The organism is Pseudomonas sp. LBUM1662 (assembly GCF_059695915.1).
Genome location: NZ_CP166793.1, coordinates 5,684,111 through 5,701,864 on the forward strand (window position 1 = coordinate 5,684,111; position 17,754 = coordinate 5,701,864).

The 17,754-nt window shown below is 60.7% G+C and carries 14 protein-coding genes and 1 pseudogene; 9 read left to right on the forward strand and 6 right to left on the reverse strand.

All coding sequences use genetic code 11. The features are described 5' to 3' along the window. Positions 1-39: 39 nt before the first annotated feature. From ACA049_RS25840 to ACA049_RS25850, 3 genes and pseudogenes are all read right to left on the reverse strand, one after another. A complete protein-coding gene (locus ACA049_RS25840) occupies positions 40-600 on the reverse strand; it encodes a methyl-accepting chemotaxis protein (protein ID WP_497336979.1) in 561 nt (186 codons plus the stop codon). Next, positions 580-1,404 (reverse strand): annotated as a pseudogene (locus ACA049_RS25845) (PAS domain-containing protein); the annotation flags it as partial. The gene ACA049_RS25840 and the pseudogene ACA049_RS25845, both read right to left, overlap by 21 nt. 80 nt (positions 1,405-1,484) lie before the next feature. Next, on the reverse strand, positions 1,485-2,798 hold the full coding sequence (locus tag ACA049_RS25850; RefSeq protein WP_497330870.1) for an MFS transporter: 1,314 nt from the start codon (positions 2,796-2,798) through the stop codon (positions 1,485-1,487). 201 nt (positions 2,799-2,999) lie between these two features. Here ACA049_RS25850 and ACA049_RS25855 point away from each other — a divergent pair, with 201 nt between their 5' ends. The 5 genes from ACA049_RS25855 (at position 3,000) to ACA049_RS25875 (ending at position 10,068) form a co-directional block, all read left to right on the forward strand. Then, positions 3,000-4,418, forward strand: coding sequence for a short-chain fatty acid transporter (locus ACA049_RS25855; RefSeq protein ID WP_497330872.1), 1,419 nt, complete (start codon positions 3,000-3,002; stop codon positions 4,416-4,418). Between the two features lie 295 nt (positions 4,419-4,713). Continuing rightward, on the forward strand, positions 4,714-6,411 hold the full coding sequence (locus ACA049_RS25860) for a molecular chaperone HscC (RefSeq protein ID WP_497330874.1): 1,698 nt from the start codon (positions 4,714-4,716) through the stop codon (positions 6,409-6,411). 11 nt (positions 6,412-6,422) lie between these two features. Beyond that, positions 6,423-8,117 carry a J domain-containing protein gene (locus ACA049_RS25865; protein WP_497330876.1) on the forward strand — a complete coding sequence of 565 codons (1,695 nt, stop codon included), beginning with the start codon at positions 6,423-6,425 and terminating at the stop codon, positions 8,115-8,117. Positions 8,118-8,191: 74 nt separating this feature from the next. Beyond that, on the forward strand, positions 8,192-9,364 hold the full coding sequence (locus ACA049_RS25870; RefSeq protein ID WP_497330878.1) for a hypothetical protein: 1,173 nt from the start codon (positions 8,192-8,194) through the stop codon (positions 9,362-9,364). A 179-nt stretch (positions 9,365-9,543) separates the two neighbouring features. After that, the gene (locus ACA049_RS25875) at positions 9,544-10,068 is read left to right on the forward strand and encodes a lysine methyltransferase (protein ID WP_497330880.1); all 525 of its coding nucleotides are present in this window, start codon (positions 9,544-9,546) and stop codon (positions 10,066-10,068) included. Between the two features lie 6 nt (positions 10,069-10,074). On the opposite strand, the gene can is transcribed toward ACA049_RS25875, so the two are convergent. After that, positions 10,075-10,719, reverse strand: coding sequence for a carbonate dehydratase (gene can / locus ACA049_RS25880; RefSeq protein ID WP_497330882.1), 645 nt, complete (start codon positions 10,717-10,719; stop codon positions 10,075-10,077). A 141-nt stretch (positions 10,720-10,860) separates the two neighbouring features. Here can and ACA049_RS25885 point away from each other — a divergent pair, with 141 nt between their 5' ends. After that, a complete protein-coding gene (locus ACA049_RS25885; protein WP_497330884.1) occupies positions 10,861-11,265 on the forward strand; it encodes a serine kinase/phosphatase in 405 nt (134 codons plus the stop codon). Positions 11,266-11,377: 112 nt separating this feature from the next. Here the strand turns inward: ACA049_RS25885 and rimI are convergent, their stop codons facing one another. Further along, positions 11,378-11,830 (reverse strand): ribosomal protein S18-alanine N-acetyltransferase, encoded by a 453-nt coding sequence (gene rimI / locus ACA049_RS25890; protein WP_008145534.1) that lies wholly within the window; start codon positions 11,828-11,830, stop codon positions 11,378-11,380. Beyond that, the gene (locus tag ACA049_RS25895; RefSeq protein WP_497336981.1) at positions 11,823-12,575 is read right to left on the reverse strand and encodes an energy transducer TonB; all 753 of its coding nucleotides are present in this window, start codon (positions 12,573-12,575) and stop codon (positions 11,823-11,825) included. Before ACA049_RS25895 ends, rimI begins: the two co-directional genes overlap by 8 nt. A gap of 219 nt (positions 12,576-12,794) precedes the next feature. Here ACA049_RS25895 and mksB point away from each other — a divergent pair, with 219 nt between their 5' ends. From mksB to mksF, 3 genes are read left to right on the forward strand one after another with little or no spacing between them, the layout of a single operon-like run. Next, positions 12,795-14,072, forward strand: a complete 1,278-nt coding sequence (gene mksB / locus ACA049_RS25900; RefSeq protein WP_429528436.1) for an Mks condensin complex protein MksB — start codon at positions 12,795-12,797, stop codon at positions 14,070-14,072. Beyond that, positions 14,062-14,763, forward strand: a complete 702-nt coding sequence (gene mksE, locus ACA049_RS25905) for an Mks condensin complex protein MksE (RefSeq protein WP_497330886.1) — start codon at positions 14,062-14,064, stop codon at positions 14,761-14,763. The genes mksB and mksE overlap by 11 nt, the downstream gene beginning before the upstream one ends. Beyond that, positions 14,760-17,600 carry an Mks condensin complex protein MksF gene (mksF, locus tag ACA049_RS25910; protein WP_403108330.1) on the forward strand — a complete coding sequence of 947 codons (2,841 nt, stop codon included), beginning with the start codon at positions 14,760-14,762 and terminating at the stop codon, positions 17,598-17,600. The genes mksE and mksF overlap by 4 nt, the downstream gene beginning before the upstream one ends. Positions 17,601-17,754 lie beyond the last annotated feature (154 nt).

Here is a 17,754-nt window from a genome sequence, read left to right on the forward strand (position 1 = left end):
AAACGCCGATTGTAGCGATTTCCAAAAGGAGCGCAGGCATCAAGTCGCCAGTTGATTGGCAAACTGCCCGACCGCGTTCACCACTTTCTGCGCGCCGTCCTGGATCTCGACGATCACCGTGCCCGCTTCCGCCGCCAGCTCCAGGCCTTGCTCTGCCTGGAGTTGACCGTCGGTCATCAGGGCCACGGCATTGCGCGCCATGTCCTGGTTCTGACGCACCACGCCGACGATTTCATCGGTGGCCTGGCTGGTGCGCGAAGCCAGTTGCCGCACTTCGTCCGCGACCACGGCAAAACCCCGGCCCTGTTCACCGGCACGCGCCGCTTCGATCGCCGCGTTAAGCGCCAGCAGGTTGGTCTGTTCGGCAATGCCGCTGATGGTTTTGACGATGGAGCCAATCACCAGCGATTGCTCGTTCAACGCTTCGATGCCTTCGCCGGCGGTTTGCATGTGCCTGGCCAGATCACGCATCACGTCCACCGCTTGAGTCACCACGGCGGTGCCGCGCTGGGCGCTTTGATCGGTTTGCTGGGAGGTGCTGTAGGCGATGTTGGCCGCTTCGGCGACCGCCTGCTCCTGATTGACCTGATCGGTAATCACCGTGGCGAACTTCACCACTTTATAGAGCGTGTTGTTGGCGTCGACCACCGGGTTGTAGGACGCCTCCAGCCAGACCACACGACCGTGGCTGTCCACACGCTTGAACCGGCCCGCCACGAACTCGCCGGCGTTCAGGCGGCGCCAGAAATTCTGATATTCCGCGCTGTTGTGTTCCTCGGGTTCGCAGAATGTACGGTGATGTTTGTCCTTGATCTGCGCCAGGTTGTAACCCATGCCGCTGAGGAACCGCTCGTTGGCCGCCAGCACGTTGCCATTGAGATCAAATTCGATGACCGCCGTCGAACGCACCAGGGCGCCGATCAGGTTCTCGTGCTCGCGGGATGCCTCAATGGTGCGGGTCAGGTCGCTGGAGTAAACCGAGAAGTGCTTGATGCGCCCTTCCGAAGACCGCACCGGTTGCGCAATCGAGCGCAGCCAGGCTTCCTGGCCATTGCCTCGCAACAAACGCACGGCACCGGCGAAGTGTTCGCCACGGTTCAGCGCAGCTTTGAAGCGGTGATGGAATTCATCCGATTTCACATGGGCCGGGACGATGTCTTCGATGTGCCGGCCGATCAGGTCGCTGCTCTTGTAGAGCATCTCGCCGAGGAAGTTCTGATTGACCGATTGAATCCGCCCCTCGGGATCGAGGGTCAGGACCAGCATCTCGCTTTCCAGACTTTCCTTCACTTGCTGAAGGCTGGAGAGTTCTTCGCGAAGAGCCGACAGCTCCTGCTTCAAGCGTTTGTTGAACATGGAAAGCACCGATGGACAGGGATGGAAAGCGGCATGCAGCCTAGCCATCGGCCTTGCGAATATTTTCTGAAGAGTGTTTCAGGCTTGTCCTACAAAAATAGTTGCGGCCCGCCTGACGGGTCTTTCATTCATGCCGTGCCGGCGGCCGGGCAGTGTTCAACCCGTGGCATGCGTGTGCCGAAATACGCCGCGCTGCTCACGCCCACCGCGCCCATTACCGCACTGAAGATCACGCAAATCCACGGACTCCACGGCATCAGACCGATCAGCAACAGCGGTGTGATGCTTGCCCATGCCGCGTAGGCAATGTTGTAGGTGAAGGAAATCCCCGAGACGCGAATCCGCGCCGGAAACAGGCTGACCATCACCGACGGCACCGCGCCGACGACCCCGCAACCGAGCCCGGCAATCGCGTACGCCAAGCCGATCCAGTCGCCGCCGGTGATCAGGCACGTATAAAGCACGCCGATGCCCAGCGGCAGCAACAGGCTATACAGCATGACCGTGCGCCAGGCACCGATGCGATCGACCAGCAACCCGGCGAGTACGCAGCCAATGTTCAGGAACACAATGCCCAACGCGCTCAAGGCGAAGGTGTGGCTGGCGGTCATGCCGAAGGTTTTCTGCATCATGGTCGGGGTGATGACGACGAACACCACCACCGCCGAGGTCAGCACGCAGGTGAGGAGCATCGCTGGCAATATCGCCAGGCGATGTTCACGCAAGACCGTACGCAACGGCAGTTCGACAGCGGCATCGCGCTTCGCCTGCATGGCCATGAACACCGGGGTTTCGCTGAGCCAGCGACGCAGCCAGACACCAATCACGCCAAACACGCCGCCCAGCAGGAATGGGTAGCGCCAGGCGTAATCGAGGATTTCCTCCGGGGTGAACGCCTGCGCCAGAAAGGTCGCCGTCAGGGCGCCGATCAGGTAGCCGAAGGTCAGCCCGGCCTGCAGGAAGCCAAGGGCATAACCGCGATGCCCGGCCGGCGCGTGTTCGGCGACGAACACCCAGGCGCTCGGCACTTCTCCGCCGACCGCCGCGCCTTGCAGAACCCGCAGGATCAACAGCAAAAGCGGTGCGAAATAGCCGATCTGCGCGTAGGTCGGCATGATCCCGATCAGCAGGCACGGCAGCGCCATCATCAGGATGCTCAGGCTGAAGACCTTCTTGCGCCCCAGTCGGTCGGCGAAATGCGCCATCAGAATGCCGCCCAATGGGCGCGCCAGATAACCCGTCACGAAGATCCCGAAGCTTTGCAGCAAGCGCAGCCACTCGGGCATTTCCGGCGGGAAGAACAGCTGGCTGAGGGTCAGCGCGAAAAATACGAAAATGATGAAGTCGTAGATTTCCAGCGCGCCACCAAGGGCCGCCAGGCCAAGGGTCTTGTAGTCCGAGCGGCTGAACGGCGCCGGGCGCAAATCGGTGTGGGCAGTCATGAAAAGAACTCTGGCACGGGCAAAAAACCAAGGCGCCCATGGTCTACGTAAATGCGCCCACGGACAACCCGTTAGACCAAAGTCTCAGACTGGTTAATCTTCGTCACAAAATATGACTGATTGATTTACTGTTGGCACCTGTCCAGACGGGCCTTTGCCGCCCCAAAGACCACAATAAACATAAAAATTCGAGGTACTCCCGTGGCCGCTGATATCGAAGATACCCGCTCCGCCCGCTTTGCCCTGCGCTGTTCAAGCTTTGCCGAACGCTGGTTCCCCGACTCCTGGGTATTTGCCGCGCTGGCGGTGATCATCGTGGCCGTGGCGACCCTGTTCATGGGCGCAAAACCGACCGATGCGGCGATGGCGTTTGGTGATGGTTTCTGGAGCCTGATCCCGTTCACCATGCAGATGGCGTTCGTGGTGATCGGTGGTTATGTGGTCGCCAGCTCCCCGCCGGCGGTGAAACTCATCGACCGCTTGGCCCGGATCCCGAAAAACGGGCGCTCGGCCGTGGCCTGGGTCGCGTTGATCTCCATGGTTGCATCCCTGTTGAACTGGGGCTTGTCGCTGGTATTCGGCGGTCTGCTGGTGCGCGCCCTCGCCCGCCGCACCGACCTGAAAATGGATTACCGCGCCGCCGGTGCTGCCGCGTATCTGGGCCTTGGTGCCGTGTGGGCCTTGGGCCTGTCGTCGTCCGCTGCGCAATTGCAGGCCAACCCGGCCAGTCTGCCGCCATCGATTCTGTCGATCACTGGCGTCATTCCGTTCACCCAGACCATCTTCCTCTGGCAGTCGGGCGTCATGTTGCTGGCGCTGATCGTGATCTCGCTGATCATCGCCTACGCCACTGCGCCGGGGCCGAAAACTGCTCGCGACGCCGAAGCCTGTGGCATCGACCCCAGCTTTAATCTGCCACCGCTGCAACCGCGCACTCGTCCCGGCGAATGGCTGGAGCACAGTCCGCTGCTGACGATTCTGCTGGTGCTGCTGGCGGCGGGATGGTTGTTCCATGAGTTTTCGACCAAACCGGCGATCAGCGCGATCTCGGGCCTGAACACTTACAACTTCCTGTTCATCATGCTCGGCGCGCTGCTGCACTGGCGTCCACGCAGTTTCCTCGATGCCGTGGCCCGAGCCGTGCCGACCACCACCGGCGTGCTGATCCAGTTTCCGCTGTATGGCTCGATCGCGGCGCTGATGACCACGGTCAAAGGCACCGATGCGCAGACCCTGGCGCACCACATCTCGACCTTCTTCGTCAGCATCGCGTCCCATGACACTTATGCGCTGCTGATGGGCGTGTACTCGGCGATCCTCGGCTTCTTCATTCCGTCCGGCGGCGGTAAATGGATCATCGAAGCGCCGTACGTCATGCAAGTGGCCACCGACCTGAATTACCACCTGGGTTGGGCCGTGCAGATCTACAACGCGGCGGAAGCCCTGCCGAACCTGATCAACCCGTTCTACATGCTGCCGCTGCTGGGCGTACTCGGGTTGAAGGCGCGGGACTTGATCGGCTTTTCGTTCGTGCAATTGCTGGTGCACACGCCGCTGGTGCTGTTTTTGCTGTGGGCGCTGGGGACGACGCTGACGTATACGGCGCCGGTGATGCCGTAAACCCTCTCAAGAACACCGCAAAACCAATGTGGGAGCGGGCTTGCTCGCGAAAGCGGCGTATCAGTCACTAATGATGTTGACTGTCACACCGCTTTCGCGAGCAAGCCCGCTCCCACATTGAGAATCCCACTGTATTCAAAGCAGTAGTCCGTCTTTGCCTAAGGGCTACTGCGTCCCGTCGCAAATAATAGCTCAGTGCCACTACTTTCCTTTACCGCCCCGCTGCTCCGGTAATATCCTTGCCCGAATATTATCTGTTTCAACTTTTTGCAGGCCGGAAAGGGAGTTCATCGCAATGATCGTAGGGATTGACCTGGGGACCACCAACAGCCTCGTCGCCGTCTGGCGTGGGGAGTCCAGCGAGTTGGTGCCCAATGCCTTGGGCCAGTTCCTCACCCCTAGCGTGGTGGGTCTCGATGATCAGGGCCGCGTGTTGGTCGGTCAGGCCGCCCGCGAGCGTTTGCACACTCACCCGCGCCAGACCACTTCGCTGTTCAAGCGGCACATGGGCAGCGCCACGGAAGTGCGACTGGGAGACCGGTCATTCCGTCCGGAGGAGCTTTCGGCGCTGGTGCTCAAAAGCTTGAAAGAAGACGTCGAACGGGCTTTCGGTGAAACCGTGCATGAAGCGGTGATCAGCGTGCCGGCCTACTTCAGCGATGCCCAGCGCAAGGCCACGCGCATTGCCGGTGAACTGGCGGGTCTGAAGGTTGAAAAACTGATCAACGAGCCGACCGCTGCGGCGCTGGCCTATGGGTTGCACCAAAGGGACAAGGAAACCTCTTTCCTGGTGTTCGACCTCGGTGGCGGCACCTTCGACGTGTCGATCCTGGAGCTCTTCGACGGGGTCATGGAAGTACGCGCCAGTGCGGGCGACAACTTCCTGGGCGGCGAAGATTTCGACAGCGTGCTGCTGGAACACTTTGTCGAACACCATCGCAACACCGACAACTTTCCTGACCGCGCCAGCATCATCCAGCCACTGCGCCGCGAGGCCGAGCGCGTGCGCAAAGCCCTGGGCCAGGACAGCAGCGCCGAGTTCAGCCTGCGCGTCGATGGTCAGCAATGGACACAAACCATCACCCAATCGCAACTGGCGACGCTCTACACGCCGTTGCTCGAACGCTTGCGAACACCCATTGAACGGGCCTTGAGAGACGCGCGGATTCGCGTCAGCGATCTCGACGAAATCCTGCTGGTGGGCGGTACGACGCGCATGCCACTGGTTCGCAAACTCGCAGCCGGCCTGTTTGGGCGTTTTCCTTCGATCACTCTCGATCCGGACGAAGTCGTGGCCCACGGTGCGGCGATTCAAGCGGCGTTGAAAGCACGCTCCGCTGCGCTGGAAGAAGTGGTGCTGACGGACGTCTGTTCCTACACCTTGGGTATCGAGACTTCGACCCAGATCGGCCAGCAATACGAAAGCGGGCATTACCTGCCGATCATCGAGCGCAACAGCATCGTGCCGGTGAGTCGGGTCAAGACGGTGTACACGCTGCAAGATAATCAGGAGCACGTGCTGCTGAAGATCTTTCAGGGCGAAAGCCGCCTGGTCAAAGACAACGTCGCGCTGGGCGAGCTGGACATCAAGGTGCCAAAACGCAAGGCCGGCGAAGTCGCCCTCGATGTGCGCTTCACCTACGACAACAACGGTTTGCTCGAAGCCCAGGTGGTCATCCCGCTGACGGGCGACAAGCATTCGCTGGTCATCGAAAACAATCCCGGCGTGCTCACACCCGAAGAGATTCAGCAACGCCTGGAGGGCCTGGCGCTGTTGAAAATTCATCCGCGCGATCAGCAGGTCAACACGGTGTTGACTGCACGCCTTGAACGTCTCTATCAGGAAAGCCTGGGGCAGATGCGTGAACAGATCGGTCATTGGGCCAAACAGTTTCAGCACGTACTCGATTCTCAGGACGAACGCCGGATCCGTGAAGCGCGCAGCGAACTGACCCGGCAACTGGCCACGCTGGACAACGGCCTCTGGCAGTAAGGAGCAGCAACATGGATTGCTGGTCTGTGCTGGAACTGCCCGAAGACGCCGACGCGCGCACCATCAAGCGAAGCTATGCGCGACTGCTGAAAACCTTCCGGCCCGATGAAGATCCAGAAGGCTTTCAGCGCTTGCGTGAGGCCTATGAGCAAGCGTTGAGCGTGGCGCAATGGCGGGCCGAATACGCCGCCGAAGAATGTGAAGTCGCAACGGTCGATGTCGTTGAACAGCCGAATCACGCCAACCTCCAGGCGTGGTCCGATGTGTTCGAGCTGCGTCCGCTGAACCTTGAAAGTCCGACTCCCCTTCACTCACTGAACCTTGCACCGTCCAATCCCCAGCCCCAGCCCCAGCCCGAACCAATCATTGCGCCGGACGAGCTGGCGGCGCGGGCCTTGCTTGACGGGCTCTCGGAGCAAAATCTGACCGAGCGCTGGACGCAAGCGCAACAACAGCACTGCGCAGAGGCGTTTGAGAGATTGCTGCTGGCGTTGTGCTTCGATCATCCGGGCTTGCGCAACTCGATTGACGCCTGGGCGGTCCAGCACCTCGATTGGCTCGCACCCTGGCAAAACGTCGAAATGACTGATTGGCAGCGAGACGCGCTCGCCAGCGGTTTGCTGCAGGATTATCGGCAGGCATTGCAGGAACTGCTCGAAGGCGGCAAGGAGCGAGAATTCCTTACGCAGCTCAAAAATTACACCGCACAACCCTGGCTGCAGGTGTTCGATCGACGTCAGGAATGGCAGCGAGTCCTCCTGCAACTGTTCAACGACACCACATGGAGCCTGCCTCTGTTCGACCGCGTCGGTCAGGTGTTTGGCTGGGACGATAAAAAAGGCATTCATCCTGAACCGGCCTCGCTCTGGCAGGCACTGATCGAGCGCTGCAATCAGGAAAGCTTCTACGCAAGCTTGCAGGCCAAGGCACAAGACAACCGGACCTGGGCCGCAGACGTTCAGGCCGCGCATCTGCTGATGAACCCGATGAAGCCCGGGCAACAGAAGAAAATGATCGACGGCTTTGGCCGGAACGAATGGCAGGCCTGTCATGACCTCGCGCAAACCCTCAAGTGGCGTTACCCGGAACTGCGCTTGCGGTTGCCCCACGCCGATGTTTTCCACTGGCGACGTTTCCTGCCGCGCCCCATCACCGATGAAACGTGGGTGCGTGTCTGGGCGGGCATCGCACTGGCGCTGTTTTTGTTTTGTTTCCCGGCCCAGTACAAATCCCACGGCTTCAGCATCAGCATCCCGATGATATTCACCTCTTTGGTATTCGCCTGCGTGCCGGTCTGGTTCCTCCGTTTCGCCATGAGCTGGTGGGTGCCGATCATCTCGCATGTCATTGTCCAGGACCTTTGGCTGACCGAAGGCCTGGTCCCCCGCCACTGGAATCCCGATACCCGCTGGCTGGTGATCCGACACGGTGTTCCGCAAGCTGTCCTCACGCTGCTGTTCGGGCTTCTGTTGGGGTGGCCGGGCATGGCGACTTATGTCGGTTTCATGCTGATCGGTCTCTTGCACAAGCGCCGTATCGGTCAGCTCGATCCTGAACTGGCCGCTCGGCGTCCATGGCTGACCGCGCTGCATTGGGCGCACTTCAGTCCGTTGCAGCTGGTGTTTTTGCTGGTGATGGTCGGCTTCATCTTCGTGTGCCGGATGTATTTCCCGGAGTATCACCTGACGCATTTGATGTTCAGGTGAGCGATTGTCGGCCGATCTGCTTAAGTAACTATCGCCCGCGATCAACGCGGTCCCACGCTGAAAAGGATCTGAGCATGTTCAAACTGACAGGACTTACCCTCGCGGCCCTCACCCTGAGTGCCGCGGCCCACGCCAATGTCGATCTGAAACTGGGCAGCACCGAACGCGTCACGCGGCTGTTCGCCTACCCCAACAACTGCAACGTCGTCTGTTTCCGCAACTGGACGCTTGAGCAGACCGTCGAGCACTACCTGACCCAAAGCGTGCAGCGCGATGGTTACAGCGCCGCGAAAGTGCGGGTAAAAACCGATAACGGTCAGCTCTATGCCGACATCAGCGGTGTGCCGAAGGGTTACGAAAAACCGTTGGCCGCGCTGCTCAATGCCGGTGATCTGGCCTACACGGGCGCCAAAAAACTCAACGTTGATGGCAAGTGGGCTTACAGCTGGTATCTGTTCCTGCCGTTGGGCATGGCCCTGGAAAACCGCAAGAGCGTCGAACTGCTGCATTTTCCGCCGGATTACTCCCTGACGCAGGCCCAGGATTACCTGCGTTCCGCCACCACGGATCGCTGGGCCACGCTGCTGACGGACAACGGTATCCCCGCCGATCAGACGCCGGGCTACCAGACCATCATCGACATTGCGCCGATTGCGGCGCCGGCCAGTGCTGGCAAGGATCTGGAAGGGGTCTACGGCTACTTCAAGGATTACCAGACCACCATGGTCAAGGAAGTCAGCCAGAACGCCCGCGGTGCCGCGTTGCCGATGGTCGCGTTCGGCGCGCCGGTGCGTAACTGGATCAAGCAGCAATACGGGCCAACCGTTGATGTACTGGGCCTGGCCACCATCAGCCCGAGCGCCGGGGTGAAGGTGCCCGTGCTGGGTTCCAACCACCCGAGCTACATCTGGTACGCCGCCAACCCGGAGAGCTACACCGGCGACGATGCTCAGGCCAAGGCTGATGCGGCGGGACTGAAAGTCATGGGCCAGGATTTGAGCGCCGCCTGCTGGCAGGCCGGCATGGGCAGCAAGCCCGGGACCGACCCGACCGTTCAGCTGAAAAGCTGCACGCAGACGTGGCAAGTGACCCAGAAAGCGAAAACCTGCGAGCTGTTCTACACCTCGATCCGCAACCTGACGCCGGAACAAGCCGTGGCCAAGTGCGCGACCACGCCGATCCAGTCGCAGCTTAAACAGCTGCAAGCCCCGGCACCTGTGACGGCGGCTCCGGCGCCTGCGCTGTAGTCGTCCTTGCACTTTTGCGCGTGAGCGATGGCTGACGCGCAAAAGCGCACTTTGCTCCTGTCAGTTCTGACAGTAGACCCCTCGTTTCATTTGCGAGATCTTGAGGTAAACCTCTGTGTTGCAGGGCTGACATGATCGTCGGCTTCGGAAGTCGCAACGCGCTGCCGACAAGGATCGTTATGAAACCTGCCTCCCTGCCCGAGACCGTTGCGCAACCTCCCGATGGAATCTATCCATTCGCAGAGCTTGCGCTGAGCCTTGGATTTCCTGCCCGGGACGATTTCGAGATTATCTACAACGCCAGTGGATCGGCGGCGGCCATTGCGGCCCTGCGCGATTTCCCACGGATCAGCCGAATCTGTCGCGTGTCGGGGCATTTACTGCCTTACCGCAATCCGCATACCCGGCAGCTGGCGCCGGGCATTCACATCTACGACCCGCATTTCAGCGGACTGCTGGAACACTCCTGCGGCCCCAACGTCTTTTTCGACATGAGCGAGCTGTGGCTATGGGCGCTGAAGGACATCCGCAAAGGCGATCACCTGACCATGGACTTCGCCACAACCGAAGACAAGTTGCTGCGCCAGTTCGCCTGCTGTTGTGGCTGTCCCGAATGCCGAGAGTGGATCTGCGGCTACGACGAACCGCCAAACGCCGACGGCCAGTTGTATTTCCACCACTGGCGTCGGCGCAGTCTTTGCTGAACGGCGTTACTGCGTCTCGACCGGACGCAGTCGGTACTGCGGCGGCAATTGCTCAAAACCGCTGATCGTCGTGTTCAGGCTTTTCCAGCGACCGTCCTTGATGCCATAGATGCAACCGTGGATCGACAGGTTCTGCCCGCGATGCCAGGCGTTTTGCACAATGCTGGTATGGCCGACGTTGGCCACTTGCTGAATCACGTTGAGCTCGCAGAGACGGTCGACCCGTTCTTCTTCGGTCGGCAACTCGGCCAGTTCTTCGCGCTTTTCGTAATAGAGGTCACGAATCGAGCGCAGCCAGCCGTCGATCAGGCCCAACTGACGGTCCTGCATCGAGGCGCGCACACCACCGCAGCCATAGTGGCCGGTCACGAGGATGTGTTTGACCTTGAGCACGTCGACCGCGTACTGAATCACCGACAGGCAGTTGAGGTCGGTGTGCAGCACCACGTTGGCGACGTTGCGGTGGACGAACAGGTCGCCGGGCAGCATGCCGACGATCTCGTTGGCCGGCACCCGGGCGTCGGAACAGCCAATCCACAAGTATTCCGGCGTTTGTTGACGGGCCAGCTTGGAGAAGAAGTCCGGATCTTCCTGCTTGATCGCCTCGGCCCAGCGTTCGTTGTTATCAATCAGATCTTGTAATTCGTTCATGCTGTAAAGCCTCAAGAATGATGCGCTGGTTTGACAGACAACCGCCCGTCGGGGTCACGCGCTTGATGCAAGTATGGCCGGTGGAATTCTCAGGAGTTCAGTGGGTCCACCCTAGTAAGGCCCACAGTATGAGGAATTGCCATGACTGATTCACGACGTCCGTACGATGCGGTGCAGCCCGAGCCCATCGATGACAACGAAGACCGCATGGGCTCGATGAACGAGCTGGATTTCGACGAGGAAGAGCCCAGCGCGAAAATCGGCGACGAACTGCCGGAAGCCGAGCGCGAGCGCCTGATGCCTCGCGAACGCGTGCGTGAAGCAGGTATGACGGGGGCTTCGACCGACGACCATGAGTCTACCGATGATGACATGAGCCCGGAAACATTGATTCTTGAAGACGGCGCGCGGGATGCCCATGAGGCCGGTGAAGGCGATCAGGCGGATTGGGATTTGAGCATTGTCGATGAGGACGATATTGGCGGGGGTAATGGTTTGGATGAAGAGGAGCTGGCGCGGCGGGATCCGATGGATGGTAATCGTTGATCGTTGATGTCAATCAGGACGCCTTCGCGGGCAAGCCTCGCTCCTACAGGATTAGTGGTCACGCCACCAATCCTGTAGGAGCGAGGCTTGCCCGCGAAGCTTTCAAAAAGGCTCAGTCAACCAGCGTGCAGGCCATGACCACCGCATCTTCCCGCCCACCCACCGCCGGGTAGTAATCCCGACGACGGCCAATCTCGTTAAACCCGTACCGCTCATACAACTTGAACGCCCCACGGTTGCTGTCGCGCACTTCCAGGAAACACTCCCGCGCCTTGGCGTCATACGCCCGGGACATCAAATGCTCCAGCAGCGTCAAACCCAGTCCACGGCCCTGATTCTCCGGTTTGACGGTGATGTTGAGCAGATGCGCTTCATCCAGAATGATCTGTACCACGCCATGACCGACCTGCTGCTGCCCTTCGAACATCAGCCAGATCTGGTACTTGCCCAGCCCATCCAGGAAAATCCCGCGGGTCCAGGGGTGGCTGTACGCCGCGTATTCGATTTTCAGTACAGCGTCCAGGTCCGCCTCGGTCATCGGGCGGAACGATACAGCGTCACTCATTTGATTCTTTCCAGCGCGCCATCAGCCGACGCATGGCTTGCCAGACATCAGCCTTACGCTGTGGCTCTTCCATTAATAATTCCAGACCCGGCAGGGCCCAGACCGAGCCCAAGCCTTCGACCTGGAGTTCGCGATTGAAGGATTCGGCATTCGCTTCACCGGCAAAACGCACGGCCGGCAGGCCGATCAGCCAGACGCAAACGCACGGTGCGTCTTCCAGTCGGGCCGAGAGGAAACCTTGCACGAAGTCCCGAGCGGCTTCCGGGCCCTGATCCATGGTGCCCCGGGCCAGCAGAGGCCAGCGAACCGGCTCGCCGATGATCTGCGGGCTGTCTGGCAGACCGGCGGCGCGCAGCATGTCCTTGAGCAGCAGATAGGCAGGATCGCGGGTCTGGAACGGTTCGCCTGTGGGTAACTCGACCAACAGCAGGCAGCGACCGGCGCGCAGCAATTGCAGGGAAAAACGCGGTGGCGGCACAACCGGCGCCTTGGCGACGACCGGCGCGACCTCTTCTTCGACCTTGGCGTTCGTGCGTGTGCTGGCCAACGAGGGGCGCGGCACCTCGATCTTGACCCGCTCCGTCGGCGCTGCAACCGGCGCAGCGGCTACCTTGACGGCAGGGGCTGGCGCAGAGGCAGGCACCACCGGCGCAACGACCAAAGGCTCCGGCATCTCCAGCAACTCGGGACGCGAAGGCGCGGCAAAGGGCAGTTCGGTGCGCGGCAGCCAGTTGACCACCTGCATGGCGGTCAAATAAGCGCGGCGACGGGACTCGATTAGCAAAGGTCGGCCACTTGTGGATAACTAAAGTGCGGTGATTCTACCGCCCTTCGCTCAAGATCGCCCGCGCTTGATCGATACTCTTTCCCTTAGAAACAGCTACAGCCCGTCCCGAGAGTGAATCGCATCGGTCCCGATGCAGTACAATCGCGGCTTTTAATCGCCAACCAGCCGGCCATTCCGATGATCGAACCCAAGCGCGTCTTGCGCGCCCTCGCTGAACACTGGGCACTTCTGGAGCCACTGTGCGAGCACTTCGACCAGGGCACCTTGAGCCTCAACGAACTGCGTTCACAGTTGGCCGCCCAGCAACTCGACAGTACGCCGCAGGACATCACCAGCCTGCTGGATGTGTGGATCCGCCTCGACATTCTGGTTCCCGTGGCGAAAAGCCCGAACCGTTTCGAGCTCAACGCGCAGATCCACGACTTCCTCGCTTACCTGCGCCGTGAGCACCGTCTGGGCCTGTGCCTGGAAATCGAAGCCTATCTGCGCCACCTCGAACGCCTGGCCGGTTATATCCAGGACGCCTTCGACATCCGCGACGGCCACGACCTGGCGCGCCAGTTGCGTCTGCTCGACATGCGCGTGCGTGACGTTCTGAAGAAACTGGCCAACGACGAACAGGCCCTGGTGGCCGTCGCCGAACGCGCTAAAACCAGCGACCGGCAGATCCCGCTGCGTCAGCGTTACGCTGAAGTGCTGGCAACCTGGGACGAATACGTCGAGCCGATGATTCAGTTGGTCAACGCCGACGGCGCTTTCGAGCAAGGTGTACGCAAGGTCGAAAACGTCTTGCTGAAGATGCTCACCGAACAGCAACGCCTCGGGCATCTGGTCGACGACGACATGCTGCTGCGCACACACGCGCGCATCCTCGAAATGCAGACCAGCGCCCAGTTGACCCTGCGTCATGCCCGCGAACTGCTGCTGCCATTGCGTGAAGAAGCCCGTCGTCACAACGCCGTGACCCGTGGCGCCGCGTTGGCCCTGTCGGCCATTCGCCGTAAAGGCATCGATGCGGTGCCGCAAGCAGCGATGCCGATGTTCACCCGGCCGCAAAGCACCTTCCTCGGCAGCGCCAGTCAAGTCGAAGCCTACGTTTACGCGCTGGCCCGTTTCGAGCCGAAACCGGCACGCTTCCCCAAGGCCCACAAGACCCAGAAAGGCGAAGCACCGCGCGCGCCACGCACGGTTCGGGAAATGCTCGAACGCTGCGAAGACGCCCTGCCGATGCCGGACCTGATGACCTGGCTCCTGGAGCAGGAACCGGACGGCGCCACCGACGAATTGCTTTACTGGTTCTCGCGCCTGTCGCGGGAAAAACGCTTCAAGCGCGAGCGTCTGGAACGCCGCGATTACCACACTCACGAGCATCAGGTCAGCCTGCGCTCCTTCGCCCTGCTCTCGGCCCGCGACACCGCCGCCGAGGATTCTGCGAGCATCCCAAATGCATCTTGATCTATCCGAACTGTCCCAGCTTGCGCCGATCTTCCGCGAACTGTTCAAGGGCTACCACGTCAGCCGCCGCGATCCGGAGCTGTACGCGCAACTGTCGAACTTCCAGGACCAGTACCGCACGCTGTTCCGGGCGCTGGGCTATGAGCTGGTCTGCGACACTCGCGGTTTCTACTACTTCGTGCCGGACCTGGCCGCTGCGGCGGTGAACAAGACTGCGCAGCGTCTGGCACTGTTCACCTTCATCCTCGTCGAGCATCTGGCGGATCAGGGCCGAGACCCGGTCGCCGTGCTGGATGGTGGCAGCCTTGGCCGCGATGAATTGCCGTCCTTGCTGGAAAAGTACCGCGACCTGTTTATCCAGGCCGAAGTACAGACCGTCGAAGAACTCGAAGAAAAAATCATGCGCCGCATGACCCAGCTGGGTTTTGCCGGCGAAGAAAACGGCGTCTACCGTTTCCTGCCGCCGATGCACCGTTTCCTCGATGTCTGCCTGTCGGTTCAACAGGACCGTGATCTGGCGGCCAGCCTGCACAGCGTCTTGCCTCTGCCAGTGCCGGTGCTGATCGATGACGACAGCGACGAAAAGCTGTTGGAAACCGATGACCCGCTGGATTTGAGTGACTTCGAAGAAGAAAGCGAAGAAGACGCCATGGCCCGCGCCATTGCCGAAGAACAGGAGACCGACGCATGAGCAAGGAACGCTACGGCATTCGCCGCTTTGCCCTTTTGAACACCGCCGGTTACAGCCTCGGCCTGTTCCCGCTGGAAGAACCGTTGTCGGTTTACGGCGCGAACAACCTTGGTAAATCCGCATCGATCAACGCCTTGCAGTTCCCGATCCTGGCGCGCATGTCGGACATGAGTTTCGGCAAGTACAGCCTGGAACAATCCCGGCGTTTCTACTTCGCCTCGGACACCAGTTACATCCTCGTTGAAGTCTCGCTGCCCCACGGTCCGCACGTGATCGGCGTGGTCGGTCGCGGCCCGGGCGGTGGTTTCGGTCACCAGTTCTTTGCCTATGCCGGCAAACTGGACCTGGCGCATTACCAGAAGAACGACACCTGCCTGCGCCAGAAAGAGCTGTTCACCAACCTTGAACGCGAAGGCCTGAAAGCCTACGAGCTGAAACCGGATGAACTGCGCCGTTTGCTGGTTGGCGGCCACACCTCGATCCCGCTGGACCTGACGCTGATCCCGCTGCGCTCCACCAGCGAGCAGAGCCTGAAGACCTTCCGCGCGCTGTTCATCAACTTGCTGCACATGCGCGAAATCACCGCGGCCAAGCTCAAGCAGCTGTTCCTCGATGCGTTTGAACACAGCCTGCGTTCTGGCAGCGTCGATTACATCGCCGCGTGCGAAGAAGCGTTCCGCGATGTACGTCGCATGGAACAGGACTACAACTCGCTGGTCACCGCCGGCCCGCTGGTTGAAGCCCTAGCCGCTGGCGTGACCCAGCGCAATATCCTGCGCGGCAAGCTGCACCGGATCTCGCCGCTGCTCGACTCCTTGCTCGGCACCTGGTCGGACTACGCCAGTGCGCGCAAGGAAGAGCTGACGATTCAGGCCGAGCACTACCGCAACGAGCAGGACGCGCTGCAAAACGATCAGCGCGGCGGCACTCAGGAGCTGATGCGTCTGGAGCGGGAAATCACCGGCATTCAGCGCTGGCTCGGCGAGCTCTCGGCGCTGAAGAATCGGTTCGCGTTGGTCGATGACGTCAAAGTGCTGGAGCAGCAACTGCTCGCGGCCAAGGACGCGCACGACGAACTGGCCGGTGCACTGGCCCAGTCGCGACAGTTCAGCGCCGAAGACCTGGAAGAACGTCTGCGGGATCTGGAAAAACGCCTGAAGTCGGTGAAGCAACAACTCGATCACGCCGACAACAACAGCTACGCCCGTCTGCGCGAGGAATTCTCGCAACAGGACGTCGAGCGCCTGATGCGCTTGTTCAACAGCGCACTGTTCAGCCTGCCGCTGGGCGAACACGGCATTACGCTGGACGAGGACGGTCAGTGGGTCAAATCCATGGAGCTGATCCTCGACGGCTTCAAAGGTGAGCGTTTCGAAGTGCCGGGCCTGTCCATCGACATCTCGCACATCGAGCCGCCAGCCCTGCAAGCCCTGGCTGACCGCGCAGCATTGCGCGATCAGAAAGAGCGTCTGGACAAAGAACTCAAGCAACTGAAAACCCAGCAAGCCGTGGCCGCCGACCGCGCCGCGAGCAAGACCCAGACCGAAGCGCTGTACCAGCAAGTGCTGGACGCGCAGAAAGCCCTGGAGGATTTCCGCCGCGCGCAGACCCTGAGCGCCGAGGAAGGCGACAAGCTTGAGCAACTGGCGCAGATGGAAGCGGCGCAGGACGAATTGAAGCGCTCCAGCGATGCCTTCACCGAACGTGTCCAGCAGCTGTCGGCCAAGCTGCAACTGGTCGGCCGCCAGATCGGCGACATGGAAGCCAAGCAACGCACCCTCGACGACGCCCTGCGCCGCCGTCAGCTGTTGCCGGCAGACCTGCCGTTCGGCACGCCGTTCATGGACCCGATCGACGATTCCATGGACAACCTGCTGCCGCTGCTCAATGACTATCAGGACAGCTGGCAGGGTTTGCAGCGCAGCGACGGTCAGATCGAGGCGCTGTACGCTCAGGTCCGCCTCAAGGGCGTGGCCAAGTTCGACAGCGAAGACGATATGGAGCGTCGCCTGCAACTGCTGATCAACGCTTACGCACACCGCACCGACGAAGCGCTGACCCTCGGCAAGGCACGTCGTGCGGCGGTCACCGACATCGCCCGGACCCTGCGCAACATCCGCAGCGACTACGACAGCCTTGAGCATCAACTGGCGCTGTTCAACCGCGAGATCAACAAGCGTCAGGTCTCCAACCTGCAGAGCTTCCGCATCGTGCTCGCGCCGAACAAGGAAGCGCTCAAGCACATCGACCAGATCATCCACAGCGCCGGCCAGTACGAAGAAGGCGAAACCCTCTCCGTCTTCGACCTGAGCCAAAGTGCCGATCAGGACAACAAGAACGAAGAAGCCAAGGAATACCTGGCGCGTCTGGTGGCGGCGAACCACAACCAGCTCGGCCTCAAGGACTTGTTCGAACTGGCGTTCGAGATCACCAAGGTCAACGGTCAACCGGTGATCCACACCGACATCGACGGCGCAGCGTCCAACGGCACGACGATGACCATCAAGGCGCTGACCAACATGTACTTGTTGCTGCACCTGATGGACCGCGACCAGGCCGGTCGCGTGCGCCTGCCGTACTACCTCGACGAGGCGGCGGACATCGACGAGAAGAACCAGGCAGCGTTGCTGGAAACCAGCCTGCAACTGGGCTTCGTGCCGATCCTGGCGAGTGTGAAGCCGCAGGTCTGCGCCAGTGTCGCGATTGACCTGGAAGGTGGCAGCGGGCCGAACGGGATCTACATCGACGAGGCGGACTGGAAGTACATTCGCCGTCACGATGAGGTGAAGGCTGTGGTTAACGTTGAAGCTGATGAGCCGGAGCTGGATGCGGTTTGATTTGGCGTTAAATCGAAGGCAATAAAAAGGCCGCGATCCACTGGATCGCGGCCTTTTTTATGGCATGTGTAGTGGACTTCAGGGCCTCTTCGCGGGCAAGCCCGCTCCCACGGGATTTGCGGTGTTAATGCAGCTTATGCAACACCATAAATCC